The following is a 21,058-nucleotide window of genomic DNA, read 5'->3' as shown; positions in this document are numbered from 1 at the left end:
ATGATGTTTGGTACTTTTCTAATCTATTGAAAAGCAATGTAATAAGCTAAAAGCATTACCTTAAACAGAATTGATTTATGCTTGACAAGAAATACAAAAAGCATGCTGGAAGTACTACTTCCAACATGCTTTTCGCGCATTTTATTTTAACCATAATGCTTATTGCTTTAATAACTTCTTTTTCAGTTTATCCGTAAATTCTTTTACTTCTTTGATACCAAATACTAAGTAGGAACCTACAAAGACAGCAATAAAGATAGCTAGACCTACAATAAACGTTAACCACTTGTATTCAAATACTAAATAGTGGCTGGAGTAATACATAACTACCGCAATGACAATCATTGGTGGCACCGCTCTGAAAAATTGTAACTCTTTGCTAAAGATGCCCATTTTCAAGTCGTATTTAGGTATTGCATAAAAAATAAGCATCATAAAGTTTGTAATGGAACTAATTAATGTACCCCATGCAATAGCCTCAGCACCGTAATTTTCTACCATCAACATAATAACAGCAATATTGACACCAAATACATTGATTAAACTAAAAATAACTGGCGCCATGGAGTCGCCCTTTGCATAATAGAAACGCGTGATATACGTATTTGCCGCTAAGAAATACATGGACAACACGAATATTGCTAATACAGGTGCAGTAATGGCTGTCGAGTAAGCATTGAATTTACCATACTGGAATATCACCTGAATCAGGTTTTCAGCGTAAAAGTAAGAATATATTGTTACTGGTACAAGTAGCAATAGTAGATAGTGTAGCCCTTTAGAATAAAGGCTCTTGATTGACACAAGGTCATTGTTGGCTTCTTTTTGACTCAAAATTGGATAAATTACTGTTGTCACAGCTGTAATTAAAATCGCTTGCGGGAATTGCATCAGCTTGGAAGAATAGTTCACAGCTGCCACAGCCCCCTCTGAAAGCATACCAGCAAAAACACGCTGTAATAAGGCGTACAGTTGAATCGTCGCTCCTCCGAGCATTATTGGTAACACCATAATCCATAATTGCTTCGAAGAAACATTTCGCTCCAAAGAAAAACCAACTTTATGGGAATCTAATTTGCGATAACCAATTATTAAGAAATACACCATTATCGCCGCACTAGCTAAAGCACTAATACCATATCCAAGTGGCCCGATTCCTGGAATATAAGATAATCCAACAGCAATGACTAGGAAAATCGCGTTGTAAATTAAAATGGCAAAGCTTGATAAGTGAAATTTTTCGTTTACATTCAGTAAACCACTATACCAAGATGATAAAACAAGTAAGATAGATGATGGCATCATCCAAAAGTACAAGTTTTTCAATAAGTCTAAATCACTTTGACTATAATCATCTTTATTTTTACCTTGGTTGAACATATCCATAATTGGATTGGTAAATGCTAATAAAATAATCGTCATAATAGACACAGTCAACAGTACAATCGTAAAGGACTGTTTTACAAATAATGCTCGGTCTGTTGTTTCCCGATTATAAATTGAGATAACGGCTGTCGTAAAAGCGCCACCAACTACTAAATATAAAAAATTGGGAATGGTGTAAGCTGTAAAAATACTATCAGCGATATGGGAACTCCCATATTGAAATCCGATAATCATTTCACGTAAAAAGCCGAAAACACGGGCAACGATATTAATAATCGCTACTGCCCCTACAATTTTAATAAATTTATTCATAAGTCATCCCTACCTTTAATGGTCGACTTATAAATGTCTATACATCTAGCTGTAATATTTTTTTCATCGTGAATAGCTAATATTTCATTAACCGCTTCACGATTCATATATTGATCTTTCGGCGTGTTCACTGCACGCAGCATCTCCTCAGATAAAGCCATAGCGTTCCCAGGCTCCACTAAATGCCCTGCCCCTTCACCAAGTAGCGATACAAGCCCACCTACTTTAGAAGCGATGACAGGCGTATCTGTTGCTAGTGCCTCTAATGCTACAAGACCAAAACCTTCTAAATGTGATGGTAACACAAAGACATCACTTGCCTGGAACCACTTTACAAGTTCTTGTTGTTTTAGTGGGTCTATAAATTTGACGTCTTCACTGAAGAATGGTTGCAAGGATTGGAAAAAACTTTCATCTCTTCTAGATCCTATGATTTTCAGCTCGATAGGTCGCTCCACTTTTGTTTTTAACATTTGGAATGCCTGCAAAAGTTCCTCAACGCCTTTTTGCTTAATGACATTGCCTACAAAAAGAAAAATAAATGGTTCTTTCGCTAATTGCAATTGTTGACGTACTTCAGCCTGGCTCCCCTTTGAAAATACATGACGATTGACACCCATGCTAACAACAGAGATTTTGTCGGGTGCTATATCAAAGTCTTGCTCGATTTGTTTTGCTAACACGGGACCTACTGCAATAACATGGTCACTTTCACGTAAAATGCTCGCTGTCCAATTGCGAATTCTCGCATTTTTCTTTGCCATACGTTCAATGTCCCCACCATGAGCAGTAACAATGTACGGTATACCAAACATTTTCTTTAAAAGTAACGATAACATCCCTGAAGGAAACACATAGTGTGCATGTGTTACATCGATTGATTTTCGATATTTCAAACCCTTCATTAATGTAGAAAATCCCCATTTAGCATATTTGACAATCGTGTTTTTCTTGCCTGTAGCTGGGTTTGTATTCACTGCTATTTCAACGTCTAGTCCAGCTTTTTCAAGTGCTGTCACTTGGTTTTTTACAAAAATACCGAATGATAAATGATCAGATGAAGGATACATATTACTAATGACGAGTATTTTTTTCATAGACGTGTCACTGCCTTTTTCATTAATTCCTGACCATACATGGCCTCTTTATGAATATGTGTAGCAATTTGTTTCGTCTCTGCAATTGACTGTTCCCAATTGCTACTTAGTTTGCCAACTAATTTAGAAAGAGCTTTCTCATCATCTTCTATATCCTGCATCTGTAAGCATCGATCTGATGCGCCGACAAAGGACATAAAATCCTGCACCTTTGTATGATAGGATACAGCAATAATGGGAGTCTCTGAATTGGTCGCCAATATTAGCGAGTGTAAACGCGTACCAATTATAATATCTTGCTCGCCTGTTACTTCAAGTAAACGTTCAGGCACAAGATTTTCCTCAATTATTTCTGTATGAGCATGATGTTGCATTTTTTTCTGAATATCTTTTGTCACGGTTACATCTTGCGGAAACTTTGTTGCAAAAAATGTAATGTGAACGTTTTGCTCAGAAATGACTTGATCTAAATTTTTCGCCATACCTGTTACATATGCATCGTATTTTGCTACATTTCCTTCTGGTCAATAGTTTGCATTATAGTACGGAACAGCTGAAACACCAATTTTTATTGGCTTTTCCGCGTAATCTTTGCGATCCCCTTTTAACGTAAATGCAGGGTCACCAATGACTTCTATCGGTTTTTTGACCCCAATACTGTGTAAAAGTTTTTTAGACTGAGGATCACGCACAGAGATATTTGCTGCATAACGACACATAACACGGATACTAATTTTTCCTGAAAATGTATCTAGTGGTCCTGCACCACATCCGTAAATAATGTAGGGAATATTATTTTGTTTTGCCATCATTGCATATGTTCCATAAAGATGGGCCTAACGCTTATAAAAATCCATTAAAATACCACCACCACCAATAATGAGGAGGTCAAAGTTTGCTACATATTGTTTGTTATTTTTATACGTATGGATAAACGTTTTATATAAGTTGCCCTTTTTATAATACAATGGATAGCTATGTACCCCATAACGCGCGGATGTTTGTTGTGTGTTATTACTAAAAACGGTAATGTCGTCACTCGTTACCGAAAATGTTTGTTTTACTTGTTGAAGAATGCCGTATAATATTGATTCATCACCATTATTATCATTGCCGTAATTCCCCACAATGCCTATTTTCATTAAAAAACATCCTTTTACTTTTTAATACAGAGATTATACCACAATTGCACTTATTCGTTCTTTTTAAAAATAGTAAAAAAAAGGGGAGCCCCGAATTTCAACGAGATTCCCCCCTTTTCTAGCACCTTATGACAATACTAAATCCTATAAAACAGCAAAAAAGTACTACTTTATTTTTGCTTCTGCTAGTCATCTATTGCTAACTTTTACTTATGAATTGCTCTATAAAGGAACAAACCGAAATGTGCTCGACTAATCGCTTCATTTGGTTTAAAAATGTTACCATCATAGCCTGTCGTAATTTTGTTAGCAGCTAGTTGTTGTACAAATGTATACGCCCAATGATCTTTTGGAACATCCTTAAAGGCAATACCACTTGTTCCATTTAATTGATATGCGATGGCAACAATTTTCGCCATTTGTGCTCGTGTTAATGTTGCATTCGGGTCAAAAGTATTGTTTTCGCGGCCACTCATAATGCCTGCTTCTACAACGGCTGCAATTTCTTTAAAGTAAATGTGATTTGCCGGTATATCTTTGAAGTTTGGATTTTTCACATTTTTTGTATTTAAACCTAGTGCACGGCTAATAATGACAGCTGCATGTGCACGTGTCAGTTTGTCATTCGGTCTAAATGTTCCATCAGCCTGTCCCGTAATAATATTTTGAGACGTTAAATATTCAATCTCTTTAAAGTATACGTAATTATTTGGAATATCTTTAAATAGCGCTGGCTTCGCTACAGTAACCGTAGCAACTTGACTCTTCGTACCTAAAGTTGCAATGACCTTACCTGTTGTACCAGCATTTTGTGCGGTAAACTTACCATCGCTTGTAATGGTACCAATATTGCCTTCTACGGACCATTTCACTTGAGATGGATCATAAACAATCGGCTTACCTGCATCATCTTTTGCGTCGATAGTAAATTTCACAGATTCACCTGCTCCAACTGTTTTAGAGCTTGGCATAACAGCCATTGTTGTAGGAGCATCTACTACTTTGACTTGGAATGATTGTACCGCGGCGCCATCATAGCCGATGTAAATGCGTTCCTCACCAGCTTGCGTTGCTGTATAGCTTAAACCATTAATCTGTAATGTTTGGTTTTGAGAAGCCAACGTTACATGACCATCTAGTGGTAGTGTCGTAAAGTTATCATCTAAAACGTATTGTACTGCGACACTCGATGAAGCACCTACTAACAATGTTGCATAGTTTGTACTATTCGTAAATTTAATGTGTGTCGCCTTGCCATTTGGCGCCGTACTTACCGCTTGTAGTGTGGCAGATACAAGACGTTGTGTATTCCCTGAATTAGAAGGTAAATTCGCTAAAACAACATTATTACTGCCGTAGTTTCGAATTCCCATCGTTGTTGAACCACCGCCATCTAAATTAAGGGCTCTATCAACCCCAAGTGCCACTAAATAATTAGCAAGTTGCACCATATTCATGCCCTTACTATGGCTTTGACGTCCGTCTACTGTAATGAAATGTACAGTTTGTCCATTATTACTTGTAGCCACTACTGTACGTGGCGCAACTTCTTTTGCACGTGAACTTGTTGTGCTCATCATAATATAAGGTTTGCCATCCTTTACTAGATAAGGACCGCTAGCTAAGATAAATTGTGCATTTTGCCAAAGTTGGTCAATTGAAAAGTTAACACTCATTTCATCGCCAACCGCTACATGGCTTAACTTTTTGTGCCAATCGCCACCCTGTAAAGATACAACGAAGCCAGTAGATGGAATCGTTAATTTATCTTTCGAACCGTAAGGCTTAATTTGTGTGACTTTACCAGTTAACGTTTGACCAAATGTATTTTCTGTAATCGGTGAACCTGTGTCTACTACCATTTCAAATCCGAATTCATTTGTATCTGTTGTTTTACTATAAAACTGTGGTGTGTAAATAATCGCTTCATTTATATTACGAATACGATTTAAGCCTGACATTTCATATTTCGTGCCATTATGGGCTAGTGTGACGTCAAAATCAAAATAATCAATGACCCCACGACCATCCGAATTCATACCAAAAGCCGTTGGAACGTTCATATATTGGTCGGAACCGTTTGAAACTGCACCACCATTTAAAATAACATTATTTTTAGCTAGTAAAAATAATGGATAGCCTTCAGACATATTATAAAAACTTGCATTAATAGCACCAACTACTCGATTTCCCTCACGAGAATGACGATTCGCATTTGCTACTGTCGATTCTTTTCCATTGACTGCTGCGGGCATTCCTAATTGTACTTCTGTCGTTGCATCACCAACATTAATCGTTAAGTGATTAATAGAGTTTGTATAGGTATTGCTGTATGTATATTGGTTATACTGCACACCTTTTGAAAGTGGGTAATCCTTCTTTACTGTTTGAAATGCATAGGCATTTAGCGGACTAACAACAATCGACATCATTACAACTAAAATCAGTAAAATTTTTGCTATTCTTTTCATTTTTCGCGCTCCTCATGAAATGTAGAGCCCTCACCTTCCCTTCTATGTTTTTCTTCTATAAGATTATCAAAAATATGCCAAAATAGCTATGGAACATTTAAGCTATTTTCCAGTTTCATATAATTGGTAAAAAAACTGTTTATATTGACGCATTTTATGATAATACGCATATTTAACCTTATCTCAACTCTTTAACTTTGGTAAAATGATGTTAAAGTTTAGGAGGTTAAAAAATATGAAAAAACTATCAATCATTGCATTGATTATGACAATAGTTAGCTTGCTCTTTTGGCAACCCCAACTAGCATCTGCCGATGAACTTTCAGGGCATGCACACGAAAAGGGTCTTCGTTATTTAATTTCAAAAAATGCTATAGTAACGGATGCTAATGGCAGTTACCGCCCTAATGACAATGTTACACGCGGAGAATTTGCTTCGTATTTAGCAAAGGTCATGAAGCTTGAAGGGAATAACGGTATGGTATTTACCGATGTACCTGATACATATGTGTATGCAACCGATATTCAGCTTGCTGCTACAGCCGGCATTATAACTGGCTACATAGACGGGTCATTTAAGCCTGATGCTGCCATTTCAAGACAACATATGGCCATTATGTTGGAGAGAGCTATTGATTATTTAAAAATTCCTAAAGGTACGTCATCCATTACATTTAAGGATAATGCTTCTATTATTAAAGACTACCGTTCTGCTGTAGCAATCGGTGCACAGTTAGGCATCATCATTGGTTCTGATGGCTACTTTATGCCCGAAAAAAATGCAACAATTGGACAAGCTGCAACGTTCATTCAACGTTTGATGTTACTAGCTGGTGATGGAGCTGCCGACGTTTCAACGTATGCGATTAAGGAAATTTCAAATGGTACACTAGTTGGCAATAAAGGCTTTTCAAGTTTTGAAGCTGCTGAAAAAGCAATCACAAAAAATACACAAGTGATTGTCCAAAAAGATAAAATTGTGAAAATGTCCTCCGGCTATGTTGTCACGAATAATTATGTTGCACTTTATTCTGAAACGATTAAAGACCAAATCGCTGTTGCAGGTAATACAGAGATGGAATATATCAGCAGTGATGCCACACAAGTAAAAGTGAGATTAGCAGGTCAGGTTGGCTATTTAAAACAAGCAGATGTCACGTTAATTCCTTTTTCCCTAAGTAAAGGACGCTCTTACTACTCCGTCGAAAATGGTGAAATTAAACATACGCTATACGATTACAAAACAAATAAATATTCTTCAAGCTATGTTTACGGAAAAGCACCTGCCTTCATGAAACAAGGTGAAAAATACTATAGCTGGAATGGCATTTATTTCACCAATGGAAATGGTTCTTCGAAAGGTGAAGCTTATAACTATTATCAATTTTTACCTGCACGCGCAACAACTCAGTATACAGCAGAAGAAATTGATGCTTACATTTTGAATAAGCTTGCTGAGATTGAAAGTACAGGTATTACGCTTTATAAAGATGCTACAACAAAAAGTAAGTTAATTGGTTTAGGAAAGACGTTAAAAGAAGTTGAGGCAAACTCAAAAATTAATGCCATGCTAATATTGGCACTTGCGCAACATGAAAGTGCTTATGGTATGAGTGACCATGCTCAAAACTTAAACAACCTATTTGGTTTATATGTTTATGACACAAACCCACTTAACAAAAAATTCGATAGCGTCGCTACTAACATTAACGAACTTGTTGAGAAGTTTTTACAACCAAACTATATAACGCCAGGTGGTTCTCCAGGTAGAAACTACGCAAATGGTGCTGTAGTTGGTTCTAAGGCACTTGGCTTTAACGTAAAATATGCATCCGATCCATTTTGGGGTGCAAAAATTGCTGGCCACTACTACCGTGCTGAAAAAGCATTAGGCTTCAAAGATGCAAATAATCCATATAAAATTGGCTTAACAACTACTGCGGGCTTAAATGTTCGTTTAGAGACTTCAACTAGTAATAGTCCACTCTTCACATATGTGCGCAGTGGTATGCCAGTTATCATCGTTAACACGGACATCAATGGCTGGCATGAAGTACTGTCTGACAAACTTCATACAGGCTCTGCTTACATTAGTAAAGATTATATTAAGCTGATAGATACAGTGAAATAAGAAATAGCGCCAATCCAATAGCTAAAATTGGATGGCGCTTTTTTTTATGATTCCATCGGTGTGGGTGTGACTTACCCGCGGAATGCACATGTTTACCCGCGATTTTTTGTGATTTACCCGCGAAATATAGCTGTTTATCCGCGAATCACACACGTTTACCCGCGATTACAAAAACAAAAGGGCTGCCTAAAATAGGACAGCCCTTCATTTTTAATATTTAAGTTTTCTTTGCTCGGTTTTAATAATTGCCGATGCAATGACGACGAAGCCTAACATTAAAATAAAGATTAAATCAAGTAATCCAGTGTGCATAGACACGGTAAACAATGTAATGACAAATGCGTACGCTACTGAGTGGAAACTGCGAATGCCACCTTGTTTCACTTTATTATAGATTAATGAAATTAACACACCGTACAATAAGAAACCAATTGCCACAAGCGCATAGCCACCATCTAGGAATAGCTGTCCAATAAAGGTTGGTGTTGTCGTTCTTGTAGGTCGTGTAATAAATTTACCTTCTTCCACACTTAAAGAGTTAACAACCTCTGTCACCTTCATACGTGGTGAAATTTGCTCACCAGGAAGAATCGTATTAAAGATACCTTTATGAATTTGACCGTTTAAATAACCCTCTTCTTGTGTGTACTCAATAATTTTACTTAAAACGATATGACCTGTTACACTTTCACCATTTAATGAACGCATCCATTTTGGCGTTAAGTTTACTTTTTGCTCAACTGTTAACAGTTTTTCTTTTTCCGTCTCTGTCAGTTCTACATCTGGTTGATCGCGATTATTAAATTCTTTCGTAGTATCTTCTGTCACCACGCGTAAGAAACCGAACATTGAGAATGCTACACCAATAACAAATAATGCCGTTAAGAACCAAGTTAATTTTACACGTTTCACAACATAGTGGAAAATAATAATTCCAGTAAATAGCATAATAATTAAAGGCGTACGATAGCCCATTAATAAGAATAGGAACATTACAACAGCAAAGATTGAGCCGTATATTATTGCTTTCTTCCACGTCATATTCTTTTCTAAAATCATTTTGTAAGATAATAATAGTAAAATTCCGTACCATAATAACTGGCTAAAGAAGTTTAGTTTTGGATCAAGATTACGACGATTGGATTCATCGGAAATTCCTAAACCCCCGCCAAAGATCATCATTAAATAAGAAGCTAATCCGATTAACGTTAATAACACAACAAAGTGAATCACATATTTTCCTAAGAACGATAGCCCAAATGTTGGGATTGTCCACTGTAATCTATCGATTATATATACACCAAGGTAATAGCAAACAAGCGCAACTAATACTGCTGGTAAAATGGATACACGAACATTAAATAATTCAAATCGATGAAAATCAAATAGACTCGTAAAGAAATATAGCACTAATATAAAAGGTAAAAAGAAATACGGTGAAAACGTATCAATCTTATTGACCTTTGTGAAAACTTGCTTCAGTTTATTCATACATGTAATACATCTAAAAAGATGTTATTGCCCTCCTCTATCATGAATCAATAGTTGTCATCACTATTATATTCTTTAGTTTTCCCTACAAAAACAAAGGTTATTATATCATAAATACGGTTAGACTTATAGAAAGGATTGAATTGAATTTACATAAAAAAGCTAAAAAATTTCATTTTTACCTAATTCTCTGCGAATCAGTTAATATTTAGGTGTATGATGAAATTTAGTAATACGAGTTTTGAGAAAAATAAAAAGCAAGGATGTGGATTTATTGAAGAAATATGTTATTTCCTTCATCGCTGTCTGTGCTTGTTTGCTTGTTGCAATGCTATCTCCGATAAAGGCCCAAGCTACAACACAAAAAATCGGCATTGTTTTCTCTGAAAGTAGTGAAAAATATGCCAACACTACACACCCTGGTGGTACATATGAGGGACAAACAGTATCTCCAAAGGTCGACTATAGTTCAACGTATAACAAAGAACTTAAAGCATACCTTTTATATCAGCAACAAGGCTTCCATGTAGAGAAAATTTTCGAAAAGGACTTAAACAACCTAGAAAACTTAAGTCAATATGATGCAATCGTCTTTCCATACACGGTCATGATGAATCATCAACAACGCGAAAATATCAAAATATACGTTCGAAATGGTGGCGGTGCTATTTTTGCATTCCAAACAGCACGTAATGAATCAGCAAAATTTCCGAAGGCTGGTCAAATGGATCTTTCTCCATTAATCTATGATGTCGACTCTTGGGTGATGGAATGGGATAACTTATCAGAAGTTTTCAATGCACGCTTTATTGACGATATTGTGCTAGGTAACGCGACCATTAGCAATGCAAATTCAGTTCACCCAATTATCCAAAACGCCACAAAAGAGCTCGGTAAAAGCACGCTTAGTCTGACAAAATCGGATAAAGAGTGGGTTGAAATTATAAAACCTTGGCAAGGTGGCTCCGCTTCACCGATTTTATATTTCTCGAATTACAACTATACCGATAAGCCACAAACGATGAAGAAAAATGAATTTGGTGCAGCTCATGCCATTGAATATGGCAAAGGAAGAGTTGTACAAATCGGCTTCAAAATTTTCGATTATATGACGATTAATGTGAAAGCAGACTGGCAAGACAATGAAAACGGTGCTGCTTACTCGACCACACGGGGCGACACAGATGCTCAAGTATTTATGAAGCACGCTTTACATTGGGTTGCCGAAGATCACGATGGATATGTGCCACGCCGCTATAATCTTTCTCTATACTCTGACGGTGTGCAAAGTTATGTAGCGCCATCTGGTCAATTTGTCTTTTACTCTACAGTAACAGTAAAAAACAACGGTAATGTGCCTGCTCGTGGTACGTTAAAAGTAGAAATTGTTGATGCGAACGACCGTATTGTCGGAAAGGGGCACGATCGTTACATACCAGGTCTAGCCGCAGACGCGACAACATCGAACGCAGACCGGAAAGATATTAGTACCCACTCGGAAAAATATCAAATCTTGATGCCTGGAAATTTAGCCGCTGGAACGTATACGATACGCACTTCCTTCATTGAAGGTCGTGATGATCGTAAAAATGCAGACGAAAAATTTGCAACTATTGCAGAAATTAAAACGCTCACACGCACAAAAGGTTCCAATAAGGCCTCTATTGGCACTGCCTCTTTCTTCCAAGATGTACCAAAATCAAGTGCTGCTTATGATGATATTAAAAACTTACATGCACTTGGTGTTGTGAAAGGCAGTAATGGCAAATTTAATCCCCAAGGCACATTAACACGCTTGCAAGCTACCGAAATGGTGTTACGTGCACTAGGGATTTCACCTTTAAGTTCAGCAACATTGAACGCCAGTGATATTAAAGCAGGCGATTATGGTTATTCAGTATTAGCTACAGGCGTTCGTTACGGGATTATTACTTTAGAAGATGGTAAAATCAACGCGCACCAACCAATGACGCGTGCTGCTATGGCACATGCACTTGTTAAAGGTTTTAAGTTACAAGGCTATTCTAGTAAATCATTTTCTGACGTTCCTACATCTCATATCTATTTTAAAGATATTCAAGCGCTCTATGCGTTAAATATAACAACGGGCTATGCAGATCAAACATTTAAGCCAAACAATACAGTATCCCGCCAAAACTTTGCTCAATTTGTTAATCGTACGTTACACGCAAATGCGAAATAGATTTTGATTAGGATCAAAATCTACTATCGCCAGTTAAATCCAAATAAAAAAGAGCTACACAGTTCATATTTTGAACAATGTAGCTCTTTTGATTATTGTTTTGCGTAGTATTGATAAATTCCTTTATAAATCGCTTCAGCAAATAACTCAACATATTGATCATCTGTCATTTTACCTCGGTCTTCACTATTCGTTAGGAAGCCTAGTTCAACTAGAATCGATGGAATTAACATGTTACGAATAACATAATATTGTTGTTCTTTCACGCCACGATTTTTCATGTTTAAGTTATTCACAATTTGGTTATTTACAAAAGTAGCTAAATCAATATCTTCTTGATACATATCTCCTGTTGTCACAGCATAATATGTTTCAGTACCTTGTGCAGAGGTGCTAGATGCTGAGTTTACATGAATACTAACAAAGATTTCGCCATAGTTTGCATCTGTAAAGTCAACGCGATCTTGCAGTGATGGGTACGTATCACCTGTACGTGTCATTGACACTTTTGCTCCAGCTGCTTCCAGCTTTTGTCGTACAAGTGTCCCAACTTTTAAGGTAATAGCTTTTTCTGATTGGGAACCTACTACAGCGCCTGGATCTTTACCACCGTGACCAGGGTCAAGAATGATAATACGATTTTTAAGTGGATTGCCATTTTGGTTTAATAGTTTTAAATACGATTTATGCACGTAACCTTTTTGACCATCAAAAGTGATTTCAGCCCAATAGCCATTAATACTGTTGACATGCACATAATCGCTCTTGCTTAATTTACCTAATACCGTTGAAGTAGAGTTCGCTTCTTTACGAACATTTAAACTATCAACAGTTGCACGACCTAGTAAATCTCCTCCTGTTACAGGTGGAAGCGTTGGATCTGGTTTTGAAGGCTGTTCTACTTCTACATCCTCTGTGCTATTTGCAACAACATAACCTGGCAAGCCATTTACGATTGTTAAATGGTAGCCATTAACCGTCTTGTAGACAGGCAGTTTAACATTACTATTAACTGTTGAAATGATTTTAGAAGAAGAAGTTGGCTTCACATAAAGATTAATACCTTGTGTTGTCTTTACTTCTTTTTGAATTTTGCCTAATGCATTACCATCTGCATCTAAAAACTGTGCGTACGTTTTATAAATATAAGCAAAGGCACCTTTATACGTTACTTTTAACCAGTCTCCTTCAATTGCATAGACTGATAGTTTTCCGCCTTTATTGACTGTACCTACAATGTTTGTACTCAAATTTGAATCTTTTGATTTACGAATATTCAAGCCATCTGTTGTCACTTGAACTAAACCAATTACTTGTGATGTATCAGGAACAGCTACACCTTTTACAGGTAGCTCTAAACGATATTTTTCACTTTTTGCACGAGCAACAAATAATGCAAATTGTGCACGTGTTACCGAGCTATTTGGATTATAGTTTTTTTCCTTTTGTAATACCATTATAGTAAATCGCATTGACGTATTGAACGTAAGGATTTGTAATCGCTACATCCACAAAAGGAGAATCCATATTTTCGTATTCACTTGCATCCAATTTAAATGCTTTTGTTAATACATAACTCATTTCATCACGAGTTAAAGGCTTGTTTGGTAAAAACTGACCAGTTATGTTTGTTTTAAAGAACCCTAATTGGATAGCACGTTCAACATAACCTGAAAGCTCTGTACCAACCGTTACATCTGAAAAGTTGGACTTGCTAACCGTTAATGGTTTATTACCTGAAGCCACAACTGCCATTTTGGCAACTTGTCCACGTGTTACCGTATTATTCGGTTTATAATACGTTTTACCTTTTTCTGTATATCCTTTTATAACACCTAAACTAACTAAATAATTGATCTCTTCATAAGCTTCATGCTTTGGTGTAACATCTTCAAAACCACCACTTGCATTTGCACTATGTATCGTAAACATAGAAGCTGAAATGAATAAGACGCATAATATAAGACTGATTTTTTTAAAGTACAATGTCTTATTTCCTCCCTTCATGTTTCGTGTTCTCGTGTTCATTTTAACAAAAATTCACTTGCAAAACTATCATAGATTGTAACTATTCGACATTTTTTTGTTATCACCTCATTTCACAAAGATTCATAAAAAGAAGAGAGCCTGCATGTGCAAACTCTCCTCCATTTATACGTTATTTAAAAGAACTTCCATGCAATGCTTTACTCCAAACGTAGCCCTTGTCCGAAGCAAAGTAGAAATTGATTATTTATTCACTTGCTTAGCACGCTCAATAAATGTCTCTAATTGAGAAATTTTTAACATTTCATCATAACCGAAGTTACCATTATCTTTACCTGCTGTAATTCCGTTTGATGCGATAATTGAAATATATTCTGTTGCCCAATAGTTTTCAGGAACATCTGCAAATGTCACAACATCACCTTGATGCTCAAGACCAAAAGCAACTACTAAAACTTTTGCAATTTGTGCACGAGTCATTGGAGAAGATGGATTAAATTTGCCGTTGTCATCACCAGAAAAAATACCTAATTTCGCTACAGCAGCAATTGCCCCAGCATGTGCATAAGTAGGTTTTACGTCTGCAAATGACGTATTTTTATCAGAAGTATCTAAGTTAAGAGCTTTTGCGATTTGAACAGCAACTTCAGCACGTGAAGCATATACTGTAAAATCAATTGCAGCTTCTTTTACTTCCGCTGCTGCTACTTTCGTTACTTCAGCTTGTTGTTCAGTGTCAAATTGTGCTACGCGTTTTGCGCCAACATAACGTGAGCTCCAGTAATATGGATCGTTTACATCAGAATAACTTACACCTTTACCTGTTTGAGAGTGAATCATTTTACCGTCACCTATGTATATCGATACATGTGAGATACCACTACCACTCGTGTTAAAGAACAGTAAATCGCCAACTTGAAGATCACTCTTCGCTACAGCAGTGCCTTGTTGATATTGTGAGCTTGAAGTACGATTTAATTTAATGCCTAAATCACTGAAGACTTTAGAAGTAAAGCCTGAGCAATCTAATCCGCTAGTAGTTGTACCACCATAAGCGTAAGGAATACCTAAATATTTCGAAGCTGTTTCAGTGACCTCATCTGCAGTCGCCGCTTCAGCGTTATCTATTTGAATTGTTGAAAATAACATAAAAGATGCAAAAATCGGTAATAACCATTTTTTCTTCATAAGTTTGTAATACCCCTCTCAAAGAACTTTTTTGCCTATACATAGACTATCACAAATGATGGTATTTTAATTTTTCAATTGTGTAACGGTTTTGAAAGTAAAAAAAACGTTGATATACCAACGTTTTGTGGTTTATCAACGCTAAAATATGGGTATTAATTAATGGGTATTCCGGCTTTTTGTAACATTCCTGTAATATAAGCCACGCTTTGTTACAATAGAGGATGACGAAAATTGCCAATAAAAACTCACGAATTGCTCGTTAAACAAGCGTTATCGCCGATAAGGGTCCATGAATCGCCCGTAAACCATCAGAAAGTAGTCAACACATTCATATCAAAAAAGTGTTAGATTGAGCGCTCAATCTAACACTTTTTCTTTAAGCCTTCTAACCGACTTATTCAATACGAACATTCCCTACATATTGTACACTGCCTGCTGTACTGCTAAATTTAACTTCCAAAACATAGCTTCCTTTGTCGGTTGGGAATTGAAATTCTCTAAAATCATCAAATTCCAGTTCAATTCGCTCGTCATCTTTTAACAGGAAAGCTGACACTTGTGCATCAGTCCAAATATCTCCACCGTTTTTTTCGTTCTCCTCAAAATCCAATGATGTATGTTGACCTGGTAAGACTTTTATTTCATCCAATGACGATGCGTATTTTTTTGTATCTTCGATGGACTTCTGTACATCTTCACTTGCTGTCTTCCAATTGATATTTGCTTCTGTTAATTGAACAGAGACATGATTAAAATTTAAATGAGCAGTTGGCACTCCAACATCATAGTCCTCACCAATACAGCCTGTTAGCATAAAAGCACAAAGCAATCCAATCAATAAATTACCCAATACTTTCATCTTACACCTCATTATTTTAGTTTAGGCTACGTTGTCAATATTAGCGCTTTGGCTTGCTAGTAAAACTAAACTGTGGACATCACTTACACCATCATCATGAATCCGGAAAAATCCCTTCAGCATATTCGATTTCTATCGTTTGAATTGCTAACCGACAGTTCTCAACTGCTTCTTCAACATTTCTCCCTTTTGTAATAATAAAGCCATGTTCGTCTTTTAGACTGTTCGTTTCTGTTGTGCCAACGCCTTCTTCAATATTACATTTATAGGCTACAATGGTTTCATCCGCATTTTGGAAATTTAATTTCTTTATTTTTTTATTCGGCTGGAATCTTAAATAAAAAACTGCGGCAGCACGATATTGTTGACTTACATCATATTTTTGCCAATTCTCTGTATAGATGGCATCTAAAGTCCATTGTGTTAAATCAACACCTGAAACGAAACGATGCAACGCTACAATCTGGTCGCCACCTGTTCTACAATGTGCAGCAATTATTTTAGGACCACATGCTGTCATTTTTATCTCTATATGGCATGGGCCTAAAACTACACCTGTTAACGTTAAAAAATCCAAAACAAATAATGTAATCTCGGTTATTAATTCATCATTTAAAGTTGTTGGCACACTGTGACCATACGTTACAAAATCAGGTTCTGTATATTTATCTGTAATGCCCACGACATAGTGTTTTCGATTAAAAGAAAAAGTTTCAACACTAATCTCTACCCCTTCTTGGTAATCTTCCGCTATAAGGGTCGCGGGATTTTCTTTATCCAATAATTCGTATACTTCTTTAAATGTGGAGATTTTTTTAGCGACCTTACTACCTGTTTCAATGCATGGTTTTAGAATAAATGGAAATCCATTTTCATTAGCAAATTCGATTAATGCTTCTTTAGAATTAATGAGTTTAACATGAACATAACTAAAATTATTACGGTTTAGGAGATTACGTAAGTTACACTGATTCTTAAATAATTTTATTTGATCTGATTGTTTATATTTGTTTAATGGATATTCCTCTTGTAATGCCACGACAGCATTTTGACCATCTCCTGTAAATGATAAAATAGCATCTACGGGGTATTTTATTAATATCTTTCCTACTTCTTTTTTTAATAAAGTTATATCCTTATAATCTATTTCAAAGTAAATATCATCTGAATTCATTAAATCTTTCAGCTGTTTTTTTTGTTCTTTCTCGATACATATCACTTTTATGTTTAATTTCTTAATTGTTTTTAATGTATTCACACTACAATCAATAACCATTATCCTTTTTCTCATATTTTTTCTCCTTTTAATCCATTTGTTATGAAAAAACATCCTAAAAAATTAAATAATAGTTACATATCTCTTTATTTGAAGTTTTGTTCATAAAACTTATACAATTGTTATTTGCAGATAAATTAAAAAGGGAGGATAATGCAGATAATTATTATGATAGACAGCGCTATTAGTTCTTTTAATGCTTGATAGGCAAATACAATCAGGCATAGTTAAAAGGACTGAGTCGATACACTACCGATTTCAGACCTTAACTGACTTCCCAATTAACGATGTTGCATTTATTTAAAATTCCGAAGTTAAAAATACTACTATACGTATTTAGCTTGCTAGCTATTTAAAGTTCGAAAATATCTTTTACCATTATCCAACTAGTATAAAGTTACATTAACTACCGATTAAGTCCCAAATAAAACCGACAATCGCTGAAGAGTTAGCCGTAAAGATTTGTATGCCTGCCCACATCATTATTTCCCTCCTGCCATTCCATTTTCTATATTATCTTATGTTTTCAATATTATTTGTTAAAATGTAAACAAAAGTTAACATTTTACGAAGGGGCGAAGTACATGAAAATTGGAGAATTAATTCGAACGTTACGGCTACAAAAAAATTTACGTTCTAACGTACTCTATAAAAACCTACTAAGTCGACCTGCTATTGCTAAATTTGAACGTGGTGAAAGCGATACAACAGCTGAAAAATTTTTAAAGATGTTAGATCACTTAAATATTACGTTAGAAGAATTTAGTATCATTTATAATGATGGGAATAAGGACTTGGATTACATGCGAAAGTATGTAGAAGCTTTCTATAACCGAGATGTCAGTGCGTTATACATGGTCGCCGAACAAGTTGAAAATGAATACAAATTAACGGGCAATCTGAAGTTTTTGCATTATCGATCTTTAATTTTGTTATTAATTGATGATGTCCGAGGGACCGATGAACATCTTAACGAAATAACGTTGCTTCAAGAATATTTAATGAACTGCGAAAGTTGGGGTTATTACGAAATTACCTTATTCGCTAATAGTTTAAGCTTCTATTCTATAGAATTAATCGACCTTGTTTTTGAGCGTGCCAAAAACACATTACAACGTTATCAAAATCTTACGAGGTACCGTAACGAAATCGCCTTAATGATTTTCAATATTTTAGAGAAAAAAATTACGTGCAAGGATTTAGATGGTGCTAAAACGTATCTCACGGAGTTAGAAAATATAAAAGTAAGTGTAGTAGATAATATGTACATGCAAACAATGATTAAATTTTTCTCTGCCATCATCGCCCTTATCGATGGTGATACAACGAAAAACAAATCCATACTGCAAATTATTGAAGTTTTCTCTTTGTTGGAGCTAAAACTTAAAGCTGCTCAATGCCTAGAGTTTTATGACAAAGTAAAGGGAATATATACAATAAAAATAAAAGAGGACATCTTCTCCTAGTAAGTGTCCTCTTGTTCCTATTTCCCCACTGTCATCAAGTTATTGACTAGAAAATAATTGTACCCAATAGAAATTCCCTTTGCCATCCACTGCGATGGCCACACCAGTGTTTGTATAATTTTCACGTAAAATATTATCGCGGTGTGCTGGTGATGCCATCCATGCTTTAACAGCCGCCTCTGGAGTCGGAATATTTCTTCCTATGTTTTCACCTAAGCTCGTATATGAATAATCAAATAATGTTGCTAAATCCCATGGCATTCCGTAGTAGGGTGATTCGTGTTCAAAATAATGACGATTAACCATGTCCTGTGCCTTGATAACAGCCACTTGTGTTAAAGCTTCATCATAGTTAAGACTCTGTAGTTTTCTTTTTTGTCTTTCGTTATTGACTAACCTAATCACATCATTAGACATGGCAGATGAGTAATTTTTGGTCGGAATATAAGACTTCGATAAGTAATCATAGGCTGCTTCGAAATTGGTTAGTGTCATTGAGAAATCAAGACTCCGTTCAACTATCGAGGCAAATTGTGCACGTGTTACCAATTGATTCGGTGCAAATTGTTTTGCATTGATTCCTTTAATAATGCCCACATCTGCAAGTGATTCAATATAATCCTTTGCCCAATGCCCTTCAGTAATATCACTAAACTTACTATTATTTTGTGAATCGACCTCAATATTGTAAGCAAGTGTTATCATTTTAGCAATTTGCATGCGCTTCAATGGCGCATCAGGATTAAAACAATCGCCATCTTGTAATATTCCCAATTCCACCAATGCACAAACTTCCTTGTAATAAGGATGCGCTGGAGATAAATCTCGAAAATGAGGTGCAGAGGGATCAGTCATATTTAGTTGCATCGAACGGGCAATTGCCGCAGCTGCCTCCGCTCTCGTAATAGTCTGCTCTGGCTTAAATGTCCCATCCTGATAGGTTGTCATATATTGCTTATCCAACATGTGCTCGATGGAACGATTCGCCCAATGTGTAGATGGAACATCCTTTACAGATTCTGCCGCTAAGGCAACATCTAGTAGGTTTGGAAGAGGCACAGCATGTGGTGTAGCCAGCAAAATAAGCGACAAACCGACAATACTAGGTACTTTTTTTAACATAGCTTCCTCCTTAAATATGTATGAAAATTTTTGCATTCATGCCGATATTTCATCGCTTCATCAGCAACGAATATCCACTAGTGTATCGTTTTTACCCTATTTACCACATAATAAACATACCATTATTACCTGTTTTTTCCTACATAGATTTTTAAAAAAATCACTCTACAGGCACGTTCATTCCCAAGAGTGATATTTATCTTATTATTCAACCCCAATAATGTATAGGTCATTATTATTTTTTTGTAATATGCGATAAAGGAATAAAGCCATTTGACCACGTCGTACATCTGTATACGGAGAAAATGTCGTAGCGCTAGTACCTTGCGTAATCCCATAATCTACTAACGTTTGAATGTATCGATTGGTTTCAACGTCTTTTGTAAAATCTGTAAAAGGTGCAGTTAACGATGTCGCTTGTTGTAAATGAAAGCCCAGTGTCAGCATTTTTGCCATTTGACTACGCTTAATAGAAGCATCCGGATTAAATTGATTTCCTTTTTGGATAATACCATTAGCTGCTAGTGCTGCTATATAGGCATAATACTGATGCGAAGTTGGCACATCGCTAAAACCTGGATTGTCCACGTTGTTCGTTTGCAACTGGAGTGCTTGTGCTAAAAAATAAGCTGCTTCTCCACGCGTTAATTGTTGATAGGGGCTAAATGTTGAAGGTGTTGTACCAAATACAATGCCTTTATTGTATAGCTCGCTGACTGCATGATAGAGCTCAGTTTCACTATTATTGTTTGTAATATCTACAAATGGCATGGAAGCCGCTTCCGTAGGAATTACGGCAACACAAGGTGCTACAGCTAAAGCCGTAGCAAATGCCCATGCATATTTAGTATGCTTTATTTTCATAGACCTTTGCCCCTTTGTAATTGAATATATATTAACCATTTAAAATAACGAAAAGAGGGAC

General features: G+C 36.1%; 15 protein-coding genes and 1 pseudogene. 3 read left to right on the top strand and 13 right to left on the bottom strand.

Annotated features, from left to right (window positions below; all coding sequences use genetic code 11):
* Positions 1-159: 159 nt before the first annotated feature.
* The 5 genes and pseudogenes from murJ to LO754_RS02785 form a co-directional block, all read right to left on the bottom strand.
* Complete coding sequence (gene murJ / locus LO754_RS02805; RefSeq protein WP_024362453.1) at positions 160-1,698, bottom strand: murein biosynthesis integral membrane protein MurJ; 1,539 nt, start codon at positions 1,696-1,698, stop codon at positions 160-162.
* Positions 1,695-2,795 (bottom strand): glycosyltransferase, encoded by a 1,101-nt coding sequence (locus LO754_RS02800; protein WP_231785555.1) that lies wholly within the window; start codon positions 2,793-2,795, stop codon positions 1,695-1,697. Before LO754_RS02800 ends, murJ begins: the two co-directional genes overlap by 4 nt.
* Positions 2,792-3,604, bottom strand: a pseudogene (locus tag LO754_RS02795) (polysaccharide pyruvyl transferase family protein). Before LO754_RS02795 ends, LO754_RS02800 begins: the two are co-directional and overlap by 4 nt.
* 27 nt (positions 3,605-3,631) lie before the next feature.
* Entirely contained in the window at positions 3,632-3,937 is a 306-nt protein-coding gene (locus LO754_RS02790; RefSeq protein ID WP_231785554.1) for a hypothetical protein, read from the bottom strand.
* Between the two features lie 206 nt (positions 3,938-4,143).
* On the bottom strand, positions 4,144-6,408 hold the full coding sequence (locus LO754_RS02785; RefSeq protein WP_231785553.1) for an S-layer homology domain-containing protein: 2,265 nt from the start codon (positions 6,406-6,408) through the stop codon (positions 4,144-4,146).
* 235 nt (positions 6,409-6,643) lie between these two features.
* Between LO754_RS02785 and LO754_RS02780 the strand changes: the two genes are divergently transcribed.
* Positions 6,644-8,539: an S-layer homology domain-containing protein gene (locus tag LO754_RS02780; protein ID WP_231785552.1), complete on the top strand. Its 1,896-nt coding sequence runs from the start codon at positions 6,644-6,646 to the stop codon at positions 8,537-8,539.
* Between the two features lie 210 nt (positions 8,540-8,749).
* On the opposite strand, the gene LO754_RS02775 is transcribed toward LO754_RS02780, so the two are convergent.
* On the bottom strand, positions 8,750-10,030 hold the full coding sequence (locus LO754_RS02775) for a membrane protein (protein ID WP_024362448.1): 1,281 nt from the start codon (positions 10,028-10,030) through the stop codon (positions 8,750-8,752).
* Between the two features lie 274 nt (positions 10,031-10,304).
* On the opposite strand from LO754_RS02775, the gene LO754_RS02770 reads away from it, so the two are divergent.
* Positions 10,305-12,233: an S-layer homology domain-containing protein gene (locus LO754_RS02770; RefSeq protein ID WP_108029399.1), complete on the top strand. Its 1,929-nt coding sequence runs from the start codon at positions 10,305-10,307 to the stop codon at positions 12,231-12,233.
* Positions 12,234-12,325: 92 nt separating this feature from the next.
* On the opposite strand, the gene LO754_RS02765 is transcribed toward LO754_RS02770, so the two are convergent.
* From LO754_RS02765 to LO754_RS02745, 5 genes are all read right to left on the bottom strand, one after another.
* Complete coding sequence (locus LO754_RS02765; RefSeq protein ID WP_231785551.1) at positions 12,326-13,690, bottom strand: N-acetylmuramoyl-L-alanine amidase; 1,365 nt, start codon at positions 13,688-13,690, stop codon at positions 12,326-12,328.
* Entirely contained in the window at positions 13,662-14,219 is a 558-nt protein-coding gene (locus LO754_RS02760) for an S-layer homology domain-containing protein (RefSeq protein ID WP_231785550.1), read from the bottom strand. The genes LO754_RS02765 and LO754_RS02760 overlap by 29 nt, the downstream gene beginning before the upstream one ends.
* A 243-nt stretch (positions 14,220-14,462) precedes the next feature.
* Positions 14,463-15,407, bottom strand: coding sequence for a C40 family peptidase (locus tag LO754_RS02755; protein WP_024362445.1), 945 nt, complete (start codon positions 15,405-15,407; stop codon positions 14,463-14,465).
* Positions 15,408-15,804: 397 nt separating this feature from the next.
* Entirely contained in the window at positions 15,805-16,269 is a 465-nt protein-coding gene (locus tag LO754_RS02750) for a hypothetical protein (protein WP_231785549.1), read from the bottom strand.
* A gap of 94 nt (positions 16,270-16,363) precedes the next feature.
* Entirely contained in the window at positions 16,364-17,560 is a 1,197-nt protein-coding gene (locus tag LO754_RS02745) for an ATP-grasp domain-containing protein (protein WP_231785548.1), read from the bottom strand.
* Positions 17,561-18,129: 569 nt separating this feature from the next.
* On the opposite strand from LO754_RS02745, the gene LO754_RS02740 reads away from it, so the two are divergent.
* The gene (locus LO754_RS02740; protein WP_024362442.1) at positions 18,130-19,011 is read left to right on the top strand and encodes a helix-turn-helix domain-containing protein; all 882 of its coding nucleotides are present in this window, start codon (positions 18,130-18,132) and stop codon (positions 19,009-19,011) included.
* Between the two features lie 39 nt (positions 19,012-19,050).
* On the opposite strand, the gene LO754_RS02735 is transcribed toward LO754_RS02740, so the two are convergent.
* Together LO754_RS02735 and LO754_RS02730 are read right to left on the bottom strand one after the other, a co-directional pair.
* Entirely contained in the window at positions 19,051-20,133 is a 1,083-nt protein-coding gene (locus LO754_RS02735; RefSeq protein ID WP_231785547.1) for an S-layer homology domain-containing protein, read from the bottom strand.
* 204 nt (positions 20,134-20,337) lie between these two features.
* The gene (locus LO754_RS02730; protein ID WP_231785546.1) at positions 20,338-20,997 is read right to left on the bottom strand and encodes an S-layer homology domain-containing protein; all 660 of its coding nucleotides are present in this window, start codon (positions 20,995-20,997) and stop codon (positions 20,338-20,340) included.
* Positions 20,998-21,058 lie beyond the last annotated feature (61 nt).

This window comes from Lysinibacillus sp. GJ-1 (assembly GCF_021166035.1).
Classification (GTDB): domain Bacteria; phylum Bacillota; class Bacilli; order Bacillales_A; family Planococcaceae; genus Lysinibacillus; species Lysinibacillus sphaericus.
Note: the sequence above shows the minus strand (reverse complement) of the source record. Positions and strands in the feature narration are given on the sequence as shown.

Excerpts from the sequence above, each read along its gene's own strand:
- murJ (WP_024362453.1), bottom strand. The coding sequence starts at position 1,698 with ATGAATAAATTTATTAAAATTGTAGGGGCAGTAGCGATTATTAATATC.
- LO754_RS02800 (WP_231785555.1), bottom strand. The coding sequence starts at position 2,795 with ATGAAAAAAATACTCGTCATTAGTAATATGTATCCTTCATCTGATCAT.
- LO754_RS02790 (WP_231785554.1), bottom strand. The coding sequence starts at position 3,937 with ATGAAAATAGGCATTGTGGGGAATTACGGCAATGATAATAATGGTGAT.
- LO754_RS02785 (WP_231785553.1), bottom strand. The coding sequence starts at position 6,408 with ATGAAAAGAATAGCAAAAATTTTACTGATTTTAGTTGTAATGATGTCG.
- LO754_RS02780 (WP_231785552.1), top strand. The coding sequence starts at position 6,644 with ATGAAAAAACTATCAATCATTGCATTGATTATGACAATAGTTAGCTTG.
- LO754_RS02775 (WP_024362448.1), bottom strand. The coding sequence starts at position 10,030 with ATGAATAAACTGAAGCAAGTTTTCACAAAGGTCAATAAGATTGATACG.
- LO754_RS02765 (WP_231785551.1), bottom strand. The coding sequence starts at position 13,690 with ATGGTATTACAAAAGGAAAAAAACTATAATCCAAATAGCTCGGTAACA.
- LO754_RS02755 (WP_024362445.1), bottom strand. The coding sequence starts at position 15,407 with ATGAAGAAAAAATGGTTATTACCGATTTTTGCATCTTTTATGTTATTT.
- LO754_RS02750 (WP_231785549.1), bottom strand. The coding sequence starts at position 16,269 with ATGAAAGTATTGGGTAATTTATTGATTGGATTGCTTTGTGCTTTTATG.
- LO754_RS02745 (WP_231785548.1), bottom strand. The coding sequence starts at position 17,560 with ATGAGAAAAAGGATAATGGTTATTGATTGTAGTGTGAATACATTAAAA.
- LO754_RS02740 (WP_024362442.1), top strand. The coding sequence starts at position 18,130 with ATGAAAATTGGAGAATTAATTCGAACGTTACGGCTACAAAAAAATTTA.
- LO754_RS02735 (WP_231785547.1), bottom strand. The coding sequence starts at position 20,133 with ATGTTAAAAAAAGTACCTAGTATTGTCGGTTTGTCGCTTATTTTGCTG.
- LO754_RS02730 (WP_231785546.1), bottom strand. The coding sequence starts at position 20,997 with ATGAAAATAAAGCATACTAAATATGCATGGGCATTTGCTACGGCTTTA.